This is a genomic window from Flavobacterium limnophilum (assembly GCF_027111315.2).
In the GTDB taxonomy this organism is placed as follows: domain Bacteria; phylum Bacteroidota; class Bacteroidia; order Flavobacteriales; family Flavobacteriaceae; genus Flavobacterium; species Flavobacterium limnophilum.
On sequence record NZ_CP114289.2, the window covers coordinates 429,179 to 443,129 of the forward strand.

16 protein-coding genes are annotated in these 13,951 nt (G+C 36.4%); 5 read left to right on the top strand and 11 right to left on the bottom strand.

Annotated elements, in window-relative coordinates; all coding sequences use genetic code 11:
• Window positions 1-48: 48 nt before the first annotated feature.
• The 4 genes from OZP13_RS01830 to OZP13_RS01845 form a co-directional block, all read right to left on the bottom strand.
• Window positions 49-1,974, bottom strand: coding sequence for a vWA domain-containing protein (locus OZP13_RS01830; protein ID WP_432419481.1), 1,926 nt, complete (start codon window positions 1,972-1,974; stop codon window positions 49-51).
• Between the two features lie 626 nt (window positions 1,975-2,600).
• On the bottom strand, window positions 2,601-3,101 hold the full coding sequence (locus OZP13_RS01835; RefSeq protein ID WP_269242019.1) for an RNA polymerase sigma factor: 501 nt from the start codon (window positions 3,099-3,101) through the stop codon (window positions 2,601-2,603).
• Between the two features lie 145 nt (window positions 3,102-3,246).
• Window positions 3,247-4,074 (bottom strand): DUF6929 family protein, encoded by an 828-nt coding sequence (locus tag OZP13_RS01840; protein ID WP_269242020.1) that lies wholly within the window; start codon window positions 4,072-4,074, stop codon window positions 3,247-3,249.
• Window positions 4,075-4,334: 260 nt separating this feature from the next.
• A complete protein-coding gene (locus OZP13_RS01845; RefSeq protein ID WP_269242021.1) occupies window positions 4,335-4,889 on the bottom strand; it encodes a hypothetical protein in 555 nt (184 codons plus the stop codon).
• A 171-nt stretch (window positions 4,890-5,060) separates the two neighbouring features.
• Here OZP13_RS01845 and OZP13_RS01850 point away from each other — a divergent pair, with 171 nt between their 5' ends.
• The 4 genes from OZP13_RS01850 to OZP13_RS01865 all read left to right on the top strand — a co-directional run bounded on the left by OZP13_RS01850 (window position 5,061) and on the right by OZP13_RS01865 (window position 7,975).
• The gene (locus OZP13_RS01850) at window positions 5,061-6,437 is read left to right on the top strand and encodes an MATE family efflux transporter (protein WP_281298442.1); all 1,377 of its coding nucleotides are present in this window, start codon (window positions 5,061-5,063) and stop codon (window positions 6,435-6,437) included.
• Window positions 6,438-6,521: 84 nt separating this feature from the next.
• Window positions 6,522-7,430, top strand: coding sequence for a prohibitin family protein (locus OZP13_RS01855; RefSeq protein ID WP_269242022.1), 909 nt, complete (start codon window positions 6,522-6,524; stop codon window positions 7,428-7,430).
• A 72-nt stretch (window positions 7,431-7,502) separates the two neighbouring features.
• Window positions 7,503-7,733: a DUF8828 family protein gene (locus OZP13_RS01860; protein WP_269242023.1), complete on the top strand. Its 231-nt coding sequence runs from the start codon at window positions 7,503-7,505 to the stop codon at window positions 7,731-7,733.
• A 20-nt stretch (window positions 7,734-7,753) separates the two neighbouring features.
• Window positions 7,754-7,975, top strand: coding sequence for a hypothetical protein (locus OZP13_RS01865; RefSeq protein WP_281298443.1), 222 nt, complete (start codon window positions 7,754-7,756; stop codon window positions 7,973-7,975).
• A gap of 4 nt (window positions 7,976-7,979) precedes the next feature.
• Here the strand turns inward: OZP13_RS01865 and meaB are convergent, their stop codons facing one another.
• The 3 genes from meaB to OZP13_RS01880 all read right to left on the bottom strand — a co-directional run bounded on the left by meaB (window position 7,980) and on the right by OZP13_RS01880 (window position 10,271).
• Entirely contained in the window at window positions 7,980-9,065 is a 1,086-nt protein-coding gene (gene meaB / locus OZP13_RS01870; protein ID WP_269242025.1) for a methylmalonyl Co-A mutase-associated GTPase MeaB, read from the bottom strand.
• A 95-nt stretch (window positions 9,066-9,160) separates the two neighbouring features.
• Complete coding sequence (locus OZP13_RS01875) at window positions 9,161-9,808, bottom strand: NAD(P)-dependent oxidoreductase (protein ID WP_281298444.1); 648 nt, start codon at window positions 9,806-9,808, stop codon at window positions 9,161-9,163.
• A 55-nt stretch (window positions 9,809-9,863) separates the two neighbouring features.
• Window positions 9,864-10,271, bottom strand: coding sequence for an Rrf2 family transcriptional regulator (locus OZP13_RS01880; RefSeq protein WP_281298445.1), 408 nt, complete (start codon window positions 10,269-10,271; stop codon window positions 9,864-9,866).
• A gap of 137 nt (window positions 10,272-10,408) precedes the next feature.
• Here OZP13_RS01880 and OZP13_RS01885 point away from each other — a divergent pair, with 137 nt between their 5' ends.
• Complete coding sequence (locus OZP13_RS01885) at window positions 10,409-11,320, top strand: AEC family transporter (RefSeq protein WP_269242027.1); 912 nt, start codon at window positions 10,409-10,411, stop codon at window positions 11,318-11,320.
• A gap of 48 nt (window positions 11,321-11,368) precedes the next feature.
• Here the strand turns inward: OZP13_RS01885 and OZP13_RS01890 are convergent, their stop codons facing one another.
• The 4 genes from OZP13_RS01890 to OZP13_RS01905 form a co-directional block, all read right to left on the bottom strand.
• Window positions 11,369-11,626: a Txe/YoeB family addiction module toxin gene (locus tag OZP13_RS01890; RefSeq protein WP_281298446.1), complete on the bottom strand. Its 258-nt coding sequence runs from the start codon at window positions 11,624-11,626 to the stop codon at window positions 11,369-11,371.
• 1 nt (window position 11,627) lies between these two features.
• On the bottom strand, window positions 11,628-11,882 hold the full coding sequence (locus tag OZP13_RS01895; RefSeq protein ID WP_269242028.1) for a type II toxin-antitoxin system Phd/YefM family antitoxin: 255 nt from the start codon (window positions 11,880-11,882) through the stop codon (window positions 11,628-11,630).
• Between the two features lie 152 nt (window positions 11,883-12,034).
• Entirely contained in the window at window positions 12,035-12,616 is a 582-nt protein-coding gene (gene nudK / locus OZP13_RS01900) for a GDP-mannose pyrophosphatase NudK (protein ID WP_281298447.1), read from the bottom strand.
• Between the two features lie 60 nt (window positions 12,617-12,676).
• Window positions 12,677-13,948 carry an adenylosuccinate synthase gene (locus tag OZP13_RS01905; protein ID WP_281298448.1) on the bottom strand — a complete coding sequence of 424 codons (1,272 nt, stop codon included), beginning with the start codon at window positions 13,946-13,948 and terminating at the stop codon, window positions 12,677-12,679.
• Between the last annotated feature and the right edge of the window lie 3 nt (window positions 13,949-13,951).

The window sequence follows — 13,951 nt, forward strand, 5'->3', positions numbered from 1 at the left end:
CTAGTAGTTGTAGTTAGTGTGAAAAAAAAGATAATTTTCTGGGTTAGATTATTTCACAGTTTCGACTAATCTAATAAATTCAACTTTGTAACCGTCTTCATCATTGGACAATCCTTCTTTCGCTAGTTTTTTAATATCTTCCGTAGATTTGTTCGGAACTAGATTAGAATCTCTCAATTTCAATCCAAACCAAGCCACGGCAGTACTGAATTTGAAATCATCGGAGGAATTTTTCAATGGAATGGATTTGTTTTCAATCACTTTTACCATTTCGATACTTTTGTCTCCATCGGGTTTTTTATAACGGAATTTAATAGTGGCCAGTTCGTCAGAATAGCTGTTATCATTAGTGGCAACTTTGGTATATTTCAAATCGGGTTGGTTGTTCAAAAATTCGCTTTTCACTCCGGCTGGAATCACTTCATACAAAGCCGTAACAGTGTGGTTGCTTCCTAATTCTCCCGCATCGATGGCGTCATTGGTGAAATCTTCTGGACGTAATTTTCTGTTTTCATATCCAATCAATCGGTAGGCTTGAACCTGTTTTGGATTGAATTCGATTTGGATTTTTACGTCTTTGGCGATGGCAAACATCGAACCTTTGAATTCTTTCCCCAAAAAACGATTGGCTTCCTGAATATTGTCGATATAGGCATAATTTCCGTTGCCTTTATCGGATAAAGTTTTCATTTTGCTGTCTTTGTAATTCCCCATTCCGTAACCCAAGCAAGTCAAGAAAACGCCTGATTTTCTTTTTTCTTCAATCAAGGTTTGCATATCGGTATTGGAGGATGCGCCAACATTAAAATCGCCGTCAGTAGCCAGAATTACTCGGTTGTTTCCGCCTTTGATGAGATTTTCTTGTGCTAATTTATAAGCCAATTCTATTCCTGCGCCGCCAGCCGTGCTTCCGCCAGCGTTTAGATTTTCCAAAGCATTGATGATGTTTTGTTTCTCTTCACCAGACGTCGGAGGTAAAACCATTCCGGCTGCTCCAGCATAAACCACAATGGCTACTTTGTCTTTTTTTCGGAGTTCGTTGACCAAAATTTTCAACGATTGTTTCAGCAATGGCAATTTGTTAGGATTGCTCATCGAACCTGAAACGTCAATTAAGAAAACCAAGTTGGAAGCTGGCAAACTTTCGGTTGGAATGTTTTTGCCTTGCAAGCCAATTTTGAGCAATTGGTGATTTGGATTCCAAGGGCAATCGCTGTATTCCGTGTTAATCGAAAACGGATGCTGGTCTTGTGGTTGTGGATATTTATACTTGAAAAAATTCATCATTTCTTCGACTCTCACAGCGTCTTTAGGCACGGTTTGTCCGTTGTTGATAAAGCGTCTTACATTCGTGTACGAAGCATTGTCAACATCAATGGAGAAAGTAGATAACGGTGCTGATTTAGGACTTTCGAATTGATTTTCCACAAAATTATCATAGTCTTCTTGAGAAACTTCAATAGATTTTGGTGGTAATACTTTTTGTTCCGGTTTTTTGTTTTTGTCCAGTTTTTTGAGTCTTTTTTCTAATTCTTTTTTTGAAAGGTTTTGATAAGTTCCGTTTTTTGTATTTATGATAATCACTCCATTGGAAGCTCTACTTCCGTATAAAGAAGTTGCTGAGGCATCTTTAAGGACATCTATATTTTTAACATTTTCGGGTTTTAATTGTTTGAAATCATTAGCATTTGCAGGGACTCCATCAATAATATATAAAGGATTGTTGGATTGTGTGATGGTTGCACTACCTCGAATTGCAATTGTTGTAGCTGATTGTTCTACAGCTAGTGAAGTAAGTCCAGTAACTATTTTTTTCCCTGGAATTAATTTGATCTTATTTGTTTGATAATAATATTCTGGATTTAAAGATTCTTGGCTGTTTGTAATTTGTACTCCTGCAACTTTTCCTTGAAGGGCTTCACTAACACTGACTGATTTCTGCATTTCCAAATCCTTTGCAGAAATAGTAACCATAGAACCTGTTGAATTTGAATTGTTTGAATTTTCTTTTATAATTGTTGCTTTCGCAAAAAATACACTATCATTTTTAGAGGAAGACCATTTTAATATTTCTTCTTTTTTTCTTGTTGAAACAGGACTTGATAAATCCGATTTTTTTTGAGTTCCATAACCAACAACTATTTCTTCATTCAAAATAGAATTATCTGCGTCAACTGATGCAATTCCATTTCCGTTTGAAATAATAGATTCTGGACTTATTTTTTCTTCAGCTATTACAACTTTATTTTCAATCTGTTTTTTTAGTATAACTTCTGCATCAGGTTTGATAGTTTTCGAAAATTCCTCTTTTGATTTTTTTACAGTTTTTTCTTGAATAACCACACTGTTTTCTTTAGTCCCAATTGGTGCGATTATTTTTGATTCGGGTTTAAGAAATTGATAACCCAAAGAAAAGAACAATAGGAGCGAAGCGGCAACGGCTAGTTTTTTCCAAAGTACAATGGCTTTTTTATCTTCTTTTTTGTCGAGTTTTTCTTCTACACGCATCCATATTTTTTCCATTCCTGGAAAGTCTTTTTCTTCTGCTTTATGGGCAGCGTTTTTTATTTTGTCGAATATTTTATCTTGATTGTCCATAACTATCTCGCTTTTTGGTAATACAAATTGTTTACTAATTCCTTTAGCTTGGTTTTCGAAGCATTCAATTGTGATTTGGATGTGCCTTCGGAAATGTTGAGCATAATCGCAATTTCTTTGTGGCCATACCCTTCGATAACGAAAAGATTAAAAATAGTCTTGCAACCTTCGGGAATGTGATTGAGCAAATTCAGTAAATCTTCCTCTTCGAGTTCCGTTACTTCGTCTGTAAAGGGTTGCGAAAGGATTTTGACATCATCGAGATACAAATTGAAGTTGGTGTTTTTCTTGATGGTTGCCAAACAATGATTGACCGTAATTTTTCGGGACCAGGCTTCAAAAGCACCAAACTCTTTGAGCTGGTCGAGTTTTGTAAAAATAGTATAGAAAGCGTCGGCCAAGGCTTCTTCTATTTCTTCTTCTTTCTTTAGGTAGCGCTTGCAAGTGCGGTACAGTTTTGGAGCCATAAGCTCATACATTTGACGCTGGGCATCTCGGTGCATTTTTTTGCAATCAGAAATTAAGTTTTCGTTTATCACAATTGTTTTCTTTCTACTAAAGAGGATTAAAAAGAGAAAAAGGTTGGGAGGAAGTTAAAATATTTTTGGTTTTAAACATCTTTGTCAAAGTTTTGAACTTTGACAAAGATTATAGAGGAATAGACAATTTATAAATATTTGTTTCCAAAAGATCAGAATCATTGTCTTCGCAAATCAGGAATTGGATTTCTGTTTCGATTTTTTTGTAAAGCGTCAATCCTTCAAATTTTTGATTGTCCGATATTTTTTGCGTAAACTCGATTTCGAATGTCTGGCAATCCATTCGACCAATGAGACTTCCCAATATTTCTCCGTCATCATAAGTGGAGGTAGTGTCTTCGGCTGTGGCCAAAAAGTAAATTTTGTCTTCGACCAAAATGGCATCTGTAAAGGAAGTTTTTACGTGTTTGATTTTTGGTAATTGAATTGGAGTAAACTCAATTGTACTGTTCTCATCGAGTTTTTCATTTAGTATTGCGATTCCGTTTTTAGAATTAGCGCAGTTTCCTCGTTGAAACAAATGCCATTTTTTATTGCAAAACAATGCGCCTTCAATATTTAGTTCCTCATCAGCAATGGAAGCGGTGTGCTTTAGATTTTGGTACAATTTTGACAAATCTTTTTCTACTACCTCTTTGTTTTCAAGATTGTAGGTTATTCTTTTTTCTCTTTTGGAAGTGGAACCAGAACCTAAAAGATGGAGTTCGTTTCCTTTTATAGCGATGGATTCAAAATCGAATTTGTCTTTTTTGGCGATGTTTTCTTGGCTGTTTTTGAAGAGTTTTATTTTGGAAAGTTCTTTTTCAGGGATATTGTATTTGTAAAGAAACGAACTGTTGTCAGAAATGATGAACAAGGAATTGTCTTTGTAAATGAGTCCTGAAGCAGAACCAAGACCGATGATTTGAAATAAGAGCTCGAGTGTGAATCGTTCCATTAAAAAGGGTTTTGAAGATGAATACCTAGCCCAGATGGAAATGGAAACCCTTTTGAAAAGAAATTCTTTTCTTTCTTGTTATTACAGAGCGACCAGCGGAAGCTCCTGCAATGACTTAGAAAAAATGAATTTATTGAAAAAGGTTGTAATGAACAGCTGGAATAAGCTCCTCAAAAATACGGTATATTAAACGCGAATTTAAATTTTAAGCAAAAAAAATGCGCTGAATTACAGCGCATCTTTCAATAATTTTGGAATTATTACAATTCGAAACCATAAGCTAAACGTACGCCAATTTGGCCAACACCTTTACCTTGAGATCCATTGTTGTTTACTCTTGCAAAGTCATTGTAATGCTCATATCGCAAAGAAACGTCGATGTATTTTGTGGCATACCCAATACTTGGCGCTAAAATCAATGAGGTTTTAGGTTCAGTTTCATTTTTCAATGCAAAAGCTGCACCAGCTTCTCCCATCACATAAAATTGGTCATTCCACACAAAGGCTTTAAAGCCAGCTTTTGCAGGAATAAATGAAAGGTCAGTACCATCGGCTGCGCTTCTAAACAGATTAGTAAATCCGGTTGTTGCCGTTATGGAGTATTTTTTTGACAAGTCATATTGTAGTCTTGCATCTCCGCCTAAAACTAATTTAAAAGGATCGTGAACTGCATATCCTGCTGTTACACCAAATCCTAGACGAAATCCTTGGTCGTAGTTTTTAGTGGTTTCTGTTTCTTGTGCATTAGAATTAGTTGCGAACATCATTGAGATTGCAAATACCAATGCAATCTTAATTTTTTCTGTAGTTTTCATAATTTTGTTTTTAGTGTTGTGTTTATAGACAACGATACAAATGTAGGTTGGTCATTGAGTGTGGTTATTATAGAATTAAAGTCGTTTGTTATATAATTATAGGGTTGTAGTTGAAATAGTTTTATAGAATCGATTTGTTCTGATTACCTTTGCCAACCAAAATAAAAGAAATTGAATTTATTCCAATACACAAAAGAGTTCTCCTATAATTTAAAACTGGCTTTTCCCGTTATTTTGGGAATGCTGGGGCATACCTTGATAGGAATAGTAGATAATTTTATGGTTGGAAACCTTGGTTCCACCGAGCTGGCGGCGGTTTCGCTGGGCAATAGTTTTATTTTCATAGGAATGTCGTTGGGAATTGGATTTTCCACGGCCATCACGCCTTTGATAGCAGAAGCCGATGCCGAAAAAAACGACAAAAAAATCCGAACTACTTTTCACCACGGATTGTTGTTGTGTACGCTTTTGGGAATAGCCATTTTTATCTTGATTGTTTTGGCTAAGCCAATAATGCGCTTGATGAACCAACCCGAAGCGGTTGTCGAATTGGCCGCACCTTATATTGATTGGGTTGCGTTTTCGTTGATTCCGGTTATTATTTTCCAAGGATACAAGCAATTTGCTGACGGTTTGTCGCAAACCAAATATTCGATGTATGCCATTTATTTGGCCAATGTGGTTCACGTTTTCTTTAATTATGTGTTGATTTATGGAGTTTGGGGTTTTCCAAAATTTGGAATTCTTGGAGCGGCATTGGGAACCGTGATTTCTAGAATTATGATGGTGGTTTTTATGCACTACATCCTTCGACAAAATTTAGCTTTCAAACGATATTTCAAGAATTTTACCTTCAAGGAAATCAAGAAATCTATTTTGAAGAAAATCATTAATCTGGGATTGCCATCCGCGATGCAAATGTTGTTTGAGGTGACTTTATTTACGGCGGCAATATGGCTTTCGGGTTCGCTGGGCAAGAACAGTCAGGCGGCGAATCAGATTGCGTTGACACTGGCTTCTTCTACTTTTATGGTGGCAATGGGTTTTAGTGTGGCGGCAATGATTCGAGTTAGTAATGCCAAAGGGATGAAAGATTACAAGCAATTAATTACCGTGGCCCGCTCCATTTTTTTATTGGCCATTATGGTCGAAATTTTCTTTGCACTTGTTTTCGTGGTTTCGCATAATTTCTTGCCGCATTTATTTTTGAACATATCCGATGCTTCTCAACAATTTGACAATACTGAAATAATATTTATTGCCTCCAAACTGCTTTTAGTTGCGGCTGTTTTTCAAATTTCTGATGGAATTCAAGTGGTTGTTTTGGGAGCTTTGAGAGGTTTGCAAGACGTGAAAATTCCAATGTACATTACTTTCGTGGCTTATTGGGTTGTGGGATTTCCAATTTCCTATTATTTGGGAAAACATACAAATTTGGGAGCAACCGGAATTTGGATTGGGCTTTTGGCTGGATTAACGGCGGCAGCTTTATTTTTGTATATTCGCTTTGCGAGATTGACCAAAAGATTGGTATTGGAAAACCTGTAAATTTTTTTAAGTTTTTTCTTAAAATAATGTAACTTCTAATTTAGTTTCACGTATAATCATCGAACAAATTAATTTTTAAAAAAAATGATACTATTAATTATTATTGGGGTTATATTACTGATTGTAAGTTTTGCTGTAAAAAGCAATGCCAGCAATCCGTTTTTCAAGTTTTCGAATACGCTTAAAATGATTGGGGTTGTTGTAATTGCATTGGGGATTTTTTCATCGATGTTCAAGCAAATTGATGCTGGAAAAGTGGGGGTTAAATCACTTTACGGAAGTGTTCAATCCGACGTTTTGGAAAGTGGATTGCATTTGATAAATCCGCTTTTGGACGTAACGGATTTTGACATTCAAACCCAGAATTACACGATGTCTGCCGATCATAGTGAGGGTGCGCAAGAAGGCGATGATGCCATTCGTGTCTTGTCGAATGATGGATTGGAAGTGGTTATTGATTTAACCGTTTTGTATAAAATTTCACCTACGGATGCACCAAAAATATTCAAACAAATTGGCGTAAATTATACGGATAAAATTGTGCGTCCCGTTACCAGAACCCGTATTCGTGACAACGCTGTTTATTATGACGCCGTGGCTTTATATTCAACAAAAAGAAACGAATTTCAGCAACGAATTTTCAAAACTATCGAAGCCGATTTTAAAACTAGGGGATTGATTTTAGAGCAATTATTGATTCGAAACATCAATCTTCCCGCTTCTGTCAAAACGACTATCGAAAGCAAAATCAACGCAGAACAAGATGCACAAAAAATGCAGTTTGTTTTGCAGAAAGAAAAACAAGAAGCCGAAAGAAAACGGGTGGAAGCTCAAGGTATTGCCGATTATCAAAGAATTATTTCTACGGGACTAACCGATAAGCAATTGCAATACGAACAAATTAAAGCGCAAAAAGAAATCGCAACATCTCCAAATACCAAAATTATTTTTATGGGAAAAGGAAGTGCACCAGTAATTTTGTCTGACAAATAGTTTTTTTCGGTTAATCGGTTATTTGTTTAATCGGTTAATCGAATAACCAAATAACCGATTAAACAATTAAAAATGGAATTACCAAAATTTTTACTAGGCGACAACACTGATTTTCCCGATGATATTTTCATCATTCATTTGGATTATCCAAGATTCATCATCAATCTAAAAGACGATGAAGTGGAATTTATGGAAGAAGCCGAAGACCTTGACGAAGCCGAATTAAATGCCGAAATGGAAGGACTTATCGTTGAAGCCAATGATTTTTATGACCGCGAAATGGAACGTTACGAGAAAGAGTAATAAATGCATTAAATTTATTTATGAAAAATTTGTTTTTTTTTATTTTAGGAATGTATCTTGTTGGTAAAGGTTTTTATAAATTTTTCCCTTTTAATTTGAAATCAATTTCCGAAAGTAACACAGCCTATGACTTAGGTCATAACGTCGGTTATTTTATTGGTAAAACGGGTGGGATTGTACTAGGGATCTTAGTAATTAAATATGCTTATGAAATGTATTTTGAAGAAAAAAAACTGGAGTAAAAATTTAAGCACGATATTTTTCCAACAATAATTGAGCGGCTGCGAAAGGTGATAATTCATTGTTTTGCACCGCTTTTTTTGTGGAATCCAAAAGATTTTGAATTTCAGGATGATTGTAAAAGTTAGTTTTCAATTGCTCGTTGATGGTTTCCAACATCCAATATTGATTCTGCTCTTTTCGTTTTTCGAAGAAATAATTATTTCCTTTTGTGAGTTCAATAAACTTTAAAATTGTTTCCCAAACTTCCGGAATTCCTTCGTGAGTTATGGCGCTGCAAGTGGCAGTCGTTGGTATCCAACCCGATTTCTTGGCGGGAAATAAATGCAAAGCCCTGCTGAATTCCGCTTTTGCCAAATTTGCTTTTTTGATATTGTCGCCATCCGCTTTGTTGATGATGATGGCATCGGCCATTTCCATAATCCCCCGTTTGATGCCTTGCAGTTCGTCGCCGGCACCGGAAATTTTCAACAGTAAAAAGAAATCCACCATTCCGTGAACGGCGGTTTCGCTTTGTCCAACGCCAACGGTTTCTATGAGTATCGTGTCAAAACCAGCAGCTTCACAAAGCGTGATGGCTTCCCTGGTTTTTCGAGCCACGCCACCCAAAGTTTCTCCCGAAGCTGAAGGCCTGATAAAGGCATTGGGGTCTTTTACCAATTCTTCCATTCGGGTTTTGTCTCCCAAAATGCTCCCGTGCGAAATTGTGCTGCTGGGATCAACGGCTAAAACGGCCACTTTTTTCCCCAAGGAAGTCAAATATTTCCCAAAAGATTCTATAAAAGTACTTTTTCCAACACCGGGAACTCCCGTGATTCCTATCCGAACCGATTGATTGGCGTGTGGCAAGCAGGCAGTAATCACTTCATTGGCTTTCGCCAAATGGTTGACGTTGGTGCTTTCGACCAAAGTAATCGCTCGACTCAAAGCAGAAATGTTTTTAGACAAAATCCCGTCAATCAACTCTTTTGAAGAAGGTTGTGTTTTTCTATATTTCTGGACTTGGTTGACTGCTTTTGAACTGATGGATTCTGGTTGGGAAACACCAGGTTTTTCGTGTAAACTACTCGTATGTTGTTTTTTATTGGTCAAAATTACTTGTTTGAGTAGTAAAAGTAGTGAAAACAAAAACAGTTTCAAAAAGCACGGCTTAATGAAACTGTTTTATTAAAAATTGTGATATTAATTTAGTAGGCTGCCGTAAAACGAACCTGGTGGTGTTTTGGAGTTTCCACTTCGTCGGCAATGACAACGGCCAAATCTTCCACCGACAAAATGCTTCGTTGTTCATCATTAAAAATAGGATTTTCCAATCCCAAACGGTACTTTCCGGTTCTTCCTGTTTTGGTTCCCTGATGCATTTCGATGGCTGGACTGAAAAAAGCCCAATCCAAGTCTTTTTCTTCTTTAATAATATTCAAATAATCCCTTGCGGCATTTGCCCCGTCAAATATTTCTTTTGGAAATTCAGGAGTGTCAATCAATTGTAGATTGGGTGCAATGTATAAACTTCCCGCTCCACCAATGGTGATAAACCTTTTTACTCCTGATTTTTTCACCGCTTCCTGAATGGCTTTTGCCCCAGATATGGAATCGTTATAAATGTTTGGATTGGTCCATCCTGGATTGTAGGCACTCACAACAATATCATTTCCAGCAAGGATTTTAGATAATTCTTCAATGTTGTTTACGTCTGCTTTTTGCCAATTGATGTTTGGTTTTTCATCTTTTTTTGGATTTCTGGCTATGGCCGTAATTTCGTGGTTTCTGCTGGCCAATTCGTTCAAAATGCTGGAACCTACAAATCCAGTGGCTCCAATAATTGCGATTTTCATAATGGTATGTATTTATAAGTAATAAAAAATGTTACAGTTTTGTTCAAAAAAAAGTTTAAAATTGGTTCGAAAAATCTTCCAATGAAATACCTTTCAATTGCAGGCTAATTTTCTCGTTGATATCCTCGTATAAATTCTCCAAATTTTCATTGATTTTTTTCCCAACAGGGCATTTGGGGTTAGGTGTGTTTTTTGAAAAGCCCAATGATACTGTTTCAAAAGTTATTTTGTAAATGGCATCCAATGAAATACTGGAAGCCGATTTGGATAGTTTTGTGCCTCCATTTTTACCTTCCTTGCTTTCTACAATATTGTTTTTCTTCAGGTTGGCAATTTCTTTCCTGACCAAAACCGGGTGCAAGTTCATGCTTCCCGCTATAAATTCAGAGGACAAATAGTCGTCCGGGAATTTGGAGAGCAGTGTAAGGATGTGAATGGTTATTGCAAATTTGCCTGAAATCATACTGTAATAAAATATGTTACAAATATACGGCTAAAATTAATATGAACAAGTTTTTTTGTTTTTTTAATTGACATAAATGCGGATTTATCTGTTTTCAAAATAAATTTAAGTGGTATTTTTGCACCCAATCCAGCACTATGAACAACTTTGTCCTGATTATTGTTTTCTTGTTTCTTGGAATTGTTTTGCAAAAGATAAAACGTTTTCCAACTGATATTTATAAATTATTCAATAAAATTGTAATATACCTTTGTCTTCCTTCATTGGCACTTTACTACATTCCAAAAATAAAATTAGACACTAATTTATTGTTTCCCATAGGAGTTACTTGGATTAGTTTTACAACAGCCATTTTGTTTTTTGGTTTGTTGGGAAAAAGAATGGGATGGTCCCGAAAATTGACGGGATGCCTGATTATGACTGCGGGTTTTAGCAATACTTCTTTTTTGGGTTTTCCAATTATTCAGGCCTTGTATGGCGAAGAAGGATTGAAAATGGCCATCGTTGTCGACCAGCCGGGAACCTTTGTGGTGCTTTCCACTTTGGGAGTTGTTATTGCGACTTTGTATTCTACAGGGAATCCAAACGGATTTTATATTGCCAAAAAAATTATCTTTTTTCCTCCATTTATAGCTTTTTTATTGGCTTGTTTTATGAATGTTTTTCAATTTGATTTTCATCAATACATCCAGTTTGGTTTGCAGAAAATAGGCAGTGTAATGACACCTCTGGCAATGCTTTCCGTGGGGTTGCAATTGCATTTTGACAAGAAGAGCAAGCATTGGAAATTCTTGAAATTGGGACTTTTCTATAAATTAATTTTGACACCGGCACTAATCTATTTTTTGTATGTGGTTGTTTTTGACCAGCATTCCAAAATGATTCAAGTTTCGATAATGGAGGCTGCGATGGCGCCCATGATTTCGTCAAGTATTATTGCTGCTTCCCATGGTTTGAAACCCAGATTGTGCAGTATGATGATTGGTTTTGGCATACCGATTTCTTTTGTTACCTTGGTGTTTTGGTATTTTGTGGCGAGTTATCTTTGAAGAAATTAACCGGTTTTTTTTTGTTTTATTTGGAGGGTAAATCCATGATTAATCGTAATGATGTCTGCATTTTACAATTTGTATTTCATCTTCCAAATACCGATAAATTAATCGATGTTCATCATCAATGCGGCGTGACCAAAAACCAGCATATTTGTGTTTTAAAGGTTCGGGTTTGCCTATTCCTTCAAATGGTGTGCGAGAAATATCCTTGAGCAATTCGTTGATTTTTTTTACCTTTTTCTTGTCGATTTTCTGCCAATACAAATAATCCTCCCAGGATTCATCCACGAAGACATATCTCATATTATTCTTCTATTAAATCTTTGGCGAAAGATTGGTTGTTTTTCAATTTTTCGATAGCGGCATCAAGACGTTTTTCATTGAGGCGTGACGATAATTCGTAATTTGTTGCCATCAGAGAATTATATTCTTCCAATGATATTACTACAATACCCGAATCTTTTCCTCTGTTAATGATAAGAGTCTCAAAATTCTTCGCCACTGCATCAAAGTATGATTTAATATCTTTTCTAAAATCTGAAATATTGGTAATTACCATAACTGTATTTTTTATGTACAAATATATGTACAATATTTGGTAATTTTTTATAAGATGGTGTTAAATTGTAATAAGTAATTTTATTAAATTCAAATTCTTGATTATTTCAAAATAAGGCTTAATATGTCTCGGAGTTATATGGTTGAAAAAAATCAAACCAACTTATTTATTTTGGCATATTGCAACAGCATCACGGTTTTGGCATCCTTGATTTCTCCCGTTGCAATCATGGCATAAGCTTCGTCGAAAGGCAGTTCCATCACTTCAATATGTTCCTGTTCGGCATCTAGTCCGCCGCCTTCGTGTACTTTCATGGTCTCGTCATATTCGCCCACAAATAAATACAAAATCTCGGTCACGGCACCTGGCGACATATAGGTTTCCATAACTTTCTGGACTTTTGCTATGCGATATCCGGTTTCTTCTTCGGTTTCTCGAATGATGCATTGTTCGGGATGGTCTTTGTCCAACAGTCCTGCACAAACTTCAATCATCATTCCTGTTTTGTTGCCGTTGAGGTAGGACGGCAATCGAAACTGGCGCGTCAAAATCACGGTTTTTTGAATCGAATTGTAAAGCAAAATAGCAGCACCGTTTCCTCGGTCATAGACTTCCCGAATGTGGGTTTCCACGTTCTTATCCTCTTCTTGGTAATCGTAAGTTACTTTGTTTAAAATATACCAATTGTCTGAAAGCAATTCGGTTTTTTGGATAGTTATTTTTGGGTTGTTCATTTATTCTGATTGTAAAGGGTTGTAAAAAAAACGTCCCGATAAATCGAGACGCTTAAGTTATTATTTTAAAATTGTCTGCTTTCTGTCTGGTCCAACAGAAACAATTTTTATTGGCACTTCAACAGCCGCTTCAATAAATTCGATGTATTCTTTCAACTCGATTGGCAATTCTTCGTAAGTGGTCATTCCAGTCAAATCAGCTTGCCATCCTTTGAATTCTTTGTAAACGGGAGTCACGTTTTCTGGTTCGATATTGTAAGGGAAATGAGAAATGTTTTTTCCTTTATAGTTGTATTCCGTGCACACTTTCAATGTTGGAAATCCTGAAAGCACGTCGCCTTTCATCATCATCAATTGCGTAACACCATTGATTTGAACGGCATATTTCAAGGCCACCAAATCCAACCATCCGCAACGTCTTTGTCTTCCTGTTACAGAACCAAATTCATTTCCAACACTTGCCATTGTAGCACCATCTTCGTCAAAAAGTTCTGTTGGGAAAGGGCCGCTTCCCACACGGGTTACATACGCTTTGAAAATTCCGTAAACATCTTTGATTTTGTTTGGGGCAATTCCTAAACCGGTACAAGCACCAGCTGCAGTAGTATTCGATGAAGTCACAAACGGATAAGTTCCAAAATCAACATCAAGCAACGAACCTTGGGCTCCTTCACACAAAATTGATTTTCCTGCTCTTTGTGCTTGATTGATGTATTCTTCGCTGTCTATGAAATCTATTTTTTTCAATTCTTCGATAGATTCAAAGAATTCTTTTTCCATTTCTTCTAAATTGTACTGGATGTCAACATCGTAGAATGCAATCATTTCTTCGTGTTTGTTAGCCAAAGCACGGTATCTTTCCTTGAAATCTTCCAATTCGATATCGCCAACACGAATTCCGTTTCTACCGGTTTTGTCCATATAAGTTGGGCCAATTCCTTTAAGAGTGGAACCAATTTTGGCTTTCCCTTTTGAAGCTTCGGAGGCTGCATCCAGCAAACGGTGTGTCGGTAAAATTAAGTGTGCTTTTCTGGAAATAATCAATTTGGATTTGACATCCATATTGAATTTGGCCAATCCTTCGATTTCTTTTTGAAAAACAACAGGGTCAATAACTACTCCATTTCCAATGATGTTGATGGCAGTTTTGTGAAAAATCCCGGAAGGAATGGTTCTAAGAACGTGTTTTATTCCGTCAAATTCTAAAGTGTGTCCTGCATTTGGCCCTCCTTGAAAGCGGGCAATAATGTCGTATTTTGAAGTAAGAACATCAACTATTTTTCCTTTTCCTTCATCTCCCCATTGTAATCCTAGTAATAAATCTGCGGTCATTCT

Excerpts from the sequence above, each read along its gene's own strand:
- OZP13_RS01830 (WP_432419481.1), bottom strand. The coding sequence starts at position 1,974 with ATGGTTACTATTTCTGCAAAGGATTTGGAAATGCAGAAATCAGTCAGT.
- OZP13_RS01905 (WP_281298448.1), bottom strand. The coding sequence starts at position 13,948 with ATGACCGCAGATTTATTACTAGGATTACAATGGGGAGATGAAGGAAAA.
- OZP13_RS01860 (WP_269242023.1), top strand. The coding sequence starts at position 7,503 with ATGGAATTACCAAAATTTTTACTAGGCGACAACACTGATTTTCCCGAT.
- OZP13_RS01875 (WP_281298444.1), bottom strand. The coding sequence starts at position 9,808 with ATGAAAATCGCAATTATTGGAGCCACTGGATTTGTAGGTTCCAGCATT.
- OZP13_RS01840 (WP_269242020.1), bottom strand. The coding sequence starts at position 4,074 with ATGGAACGATTCACACTCGAGCTCTTATTTCAAATCATCGGTCTTGGT.
- OZP13_RS01865 (WP_281298443.1), top strand. The coding sequence starts at position 7,754 with ATGAAAAATTTGTTTTTTTTTATTTTAGGAATGTATCTTGTTGGTAAA.
- OZP13_RS01885 (WP_269242027.1), top strand. The coding sequence starts at position 10,409 with ATGAACAACTTTGTCCTGATTATTGTTTTCTTGTTTCTTGGAATTGTT.
- nudK (WP_281298447.1), bottom strand. The coding sequence starts at position 12,616 with ATGAACAACCCAAAAATAACTATCCAAAAAACCGAATTGCTTTCAGAC.
- OZP13_RS01855 (WP_269242022.1), top strand. The coding sequence starts at position 6,522 with ATGATACTATTAATTATTATTGGGGTTATATTACTGATTGTAAGTTTT.
- OZP13_RS01890 (WP_281298446.1), bottom strand. The coding sequence starts at position 11,626 with ATGAGATATGTCTTCGTGGATGAATCCTGGGAGGATTATTTGTATTGG.
- OZP13_RS01835 (WP_269242019.1), bottom strand. The coding sequence starts at position 3,101 with ATGCACCGAGATGCCCAGCGTCAAATGTATGAGCTTATGGCTCCAAAA.
- OZP13_RS01880 (WP_281298445.1), bottom strand. The coding sequence starts at position 10,271 with ATGATTTCAGGCAAATTTGCAATAACCATTCACATCCTTACACTGCTC.
- OZP13_RS01845 (WP_269242021.1), bottom strand. The coding sequence starts at position 4,889 with ATGAAAACTACAGAAAAAATTAAGATTGCATTGGTATTTGCAATCTCA.
- OZP13_RS01895 (WP_269242028.1), bottom strand. The coding sequence starts at position 11,882 with ATGGTAATTACCAATATTTCAGATTTTAGAAAAGATATTAAATCATAC.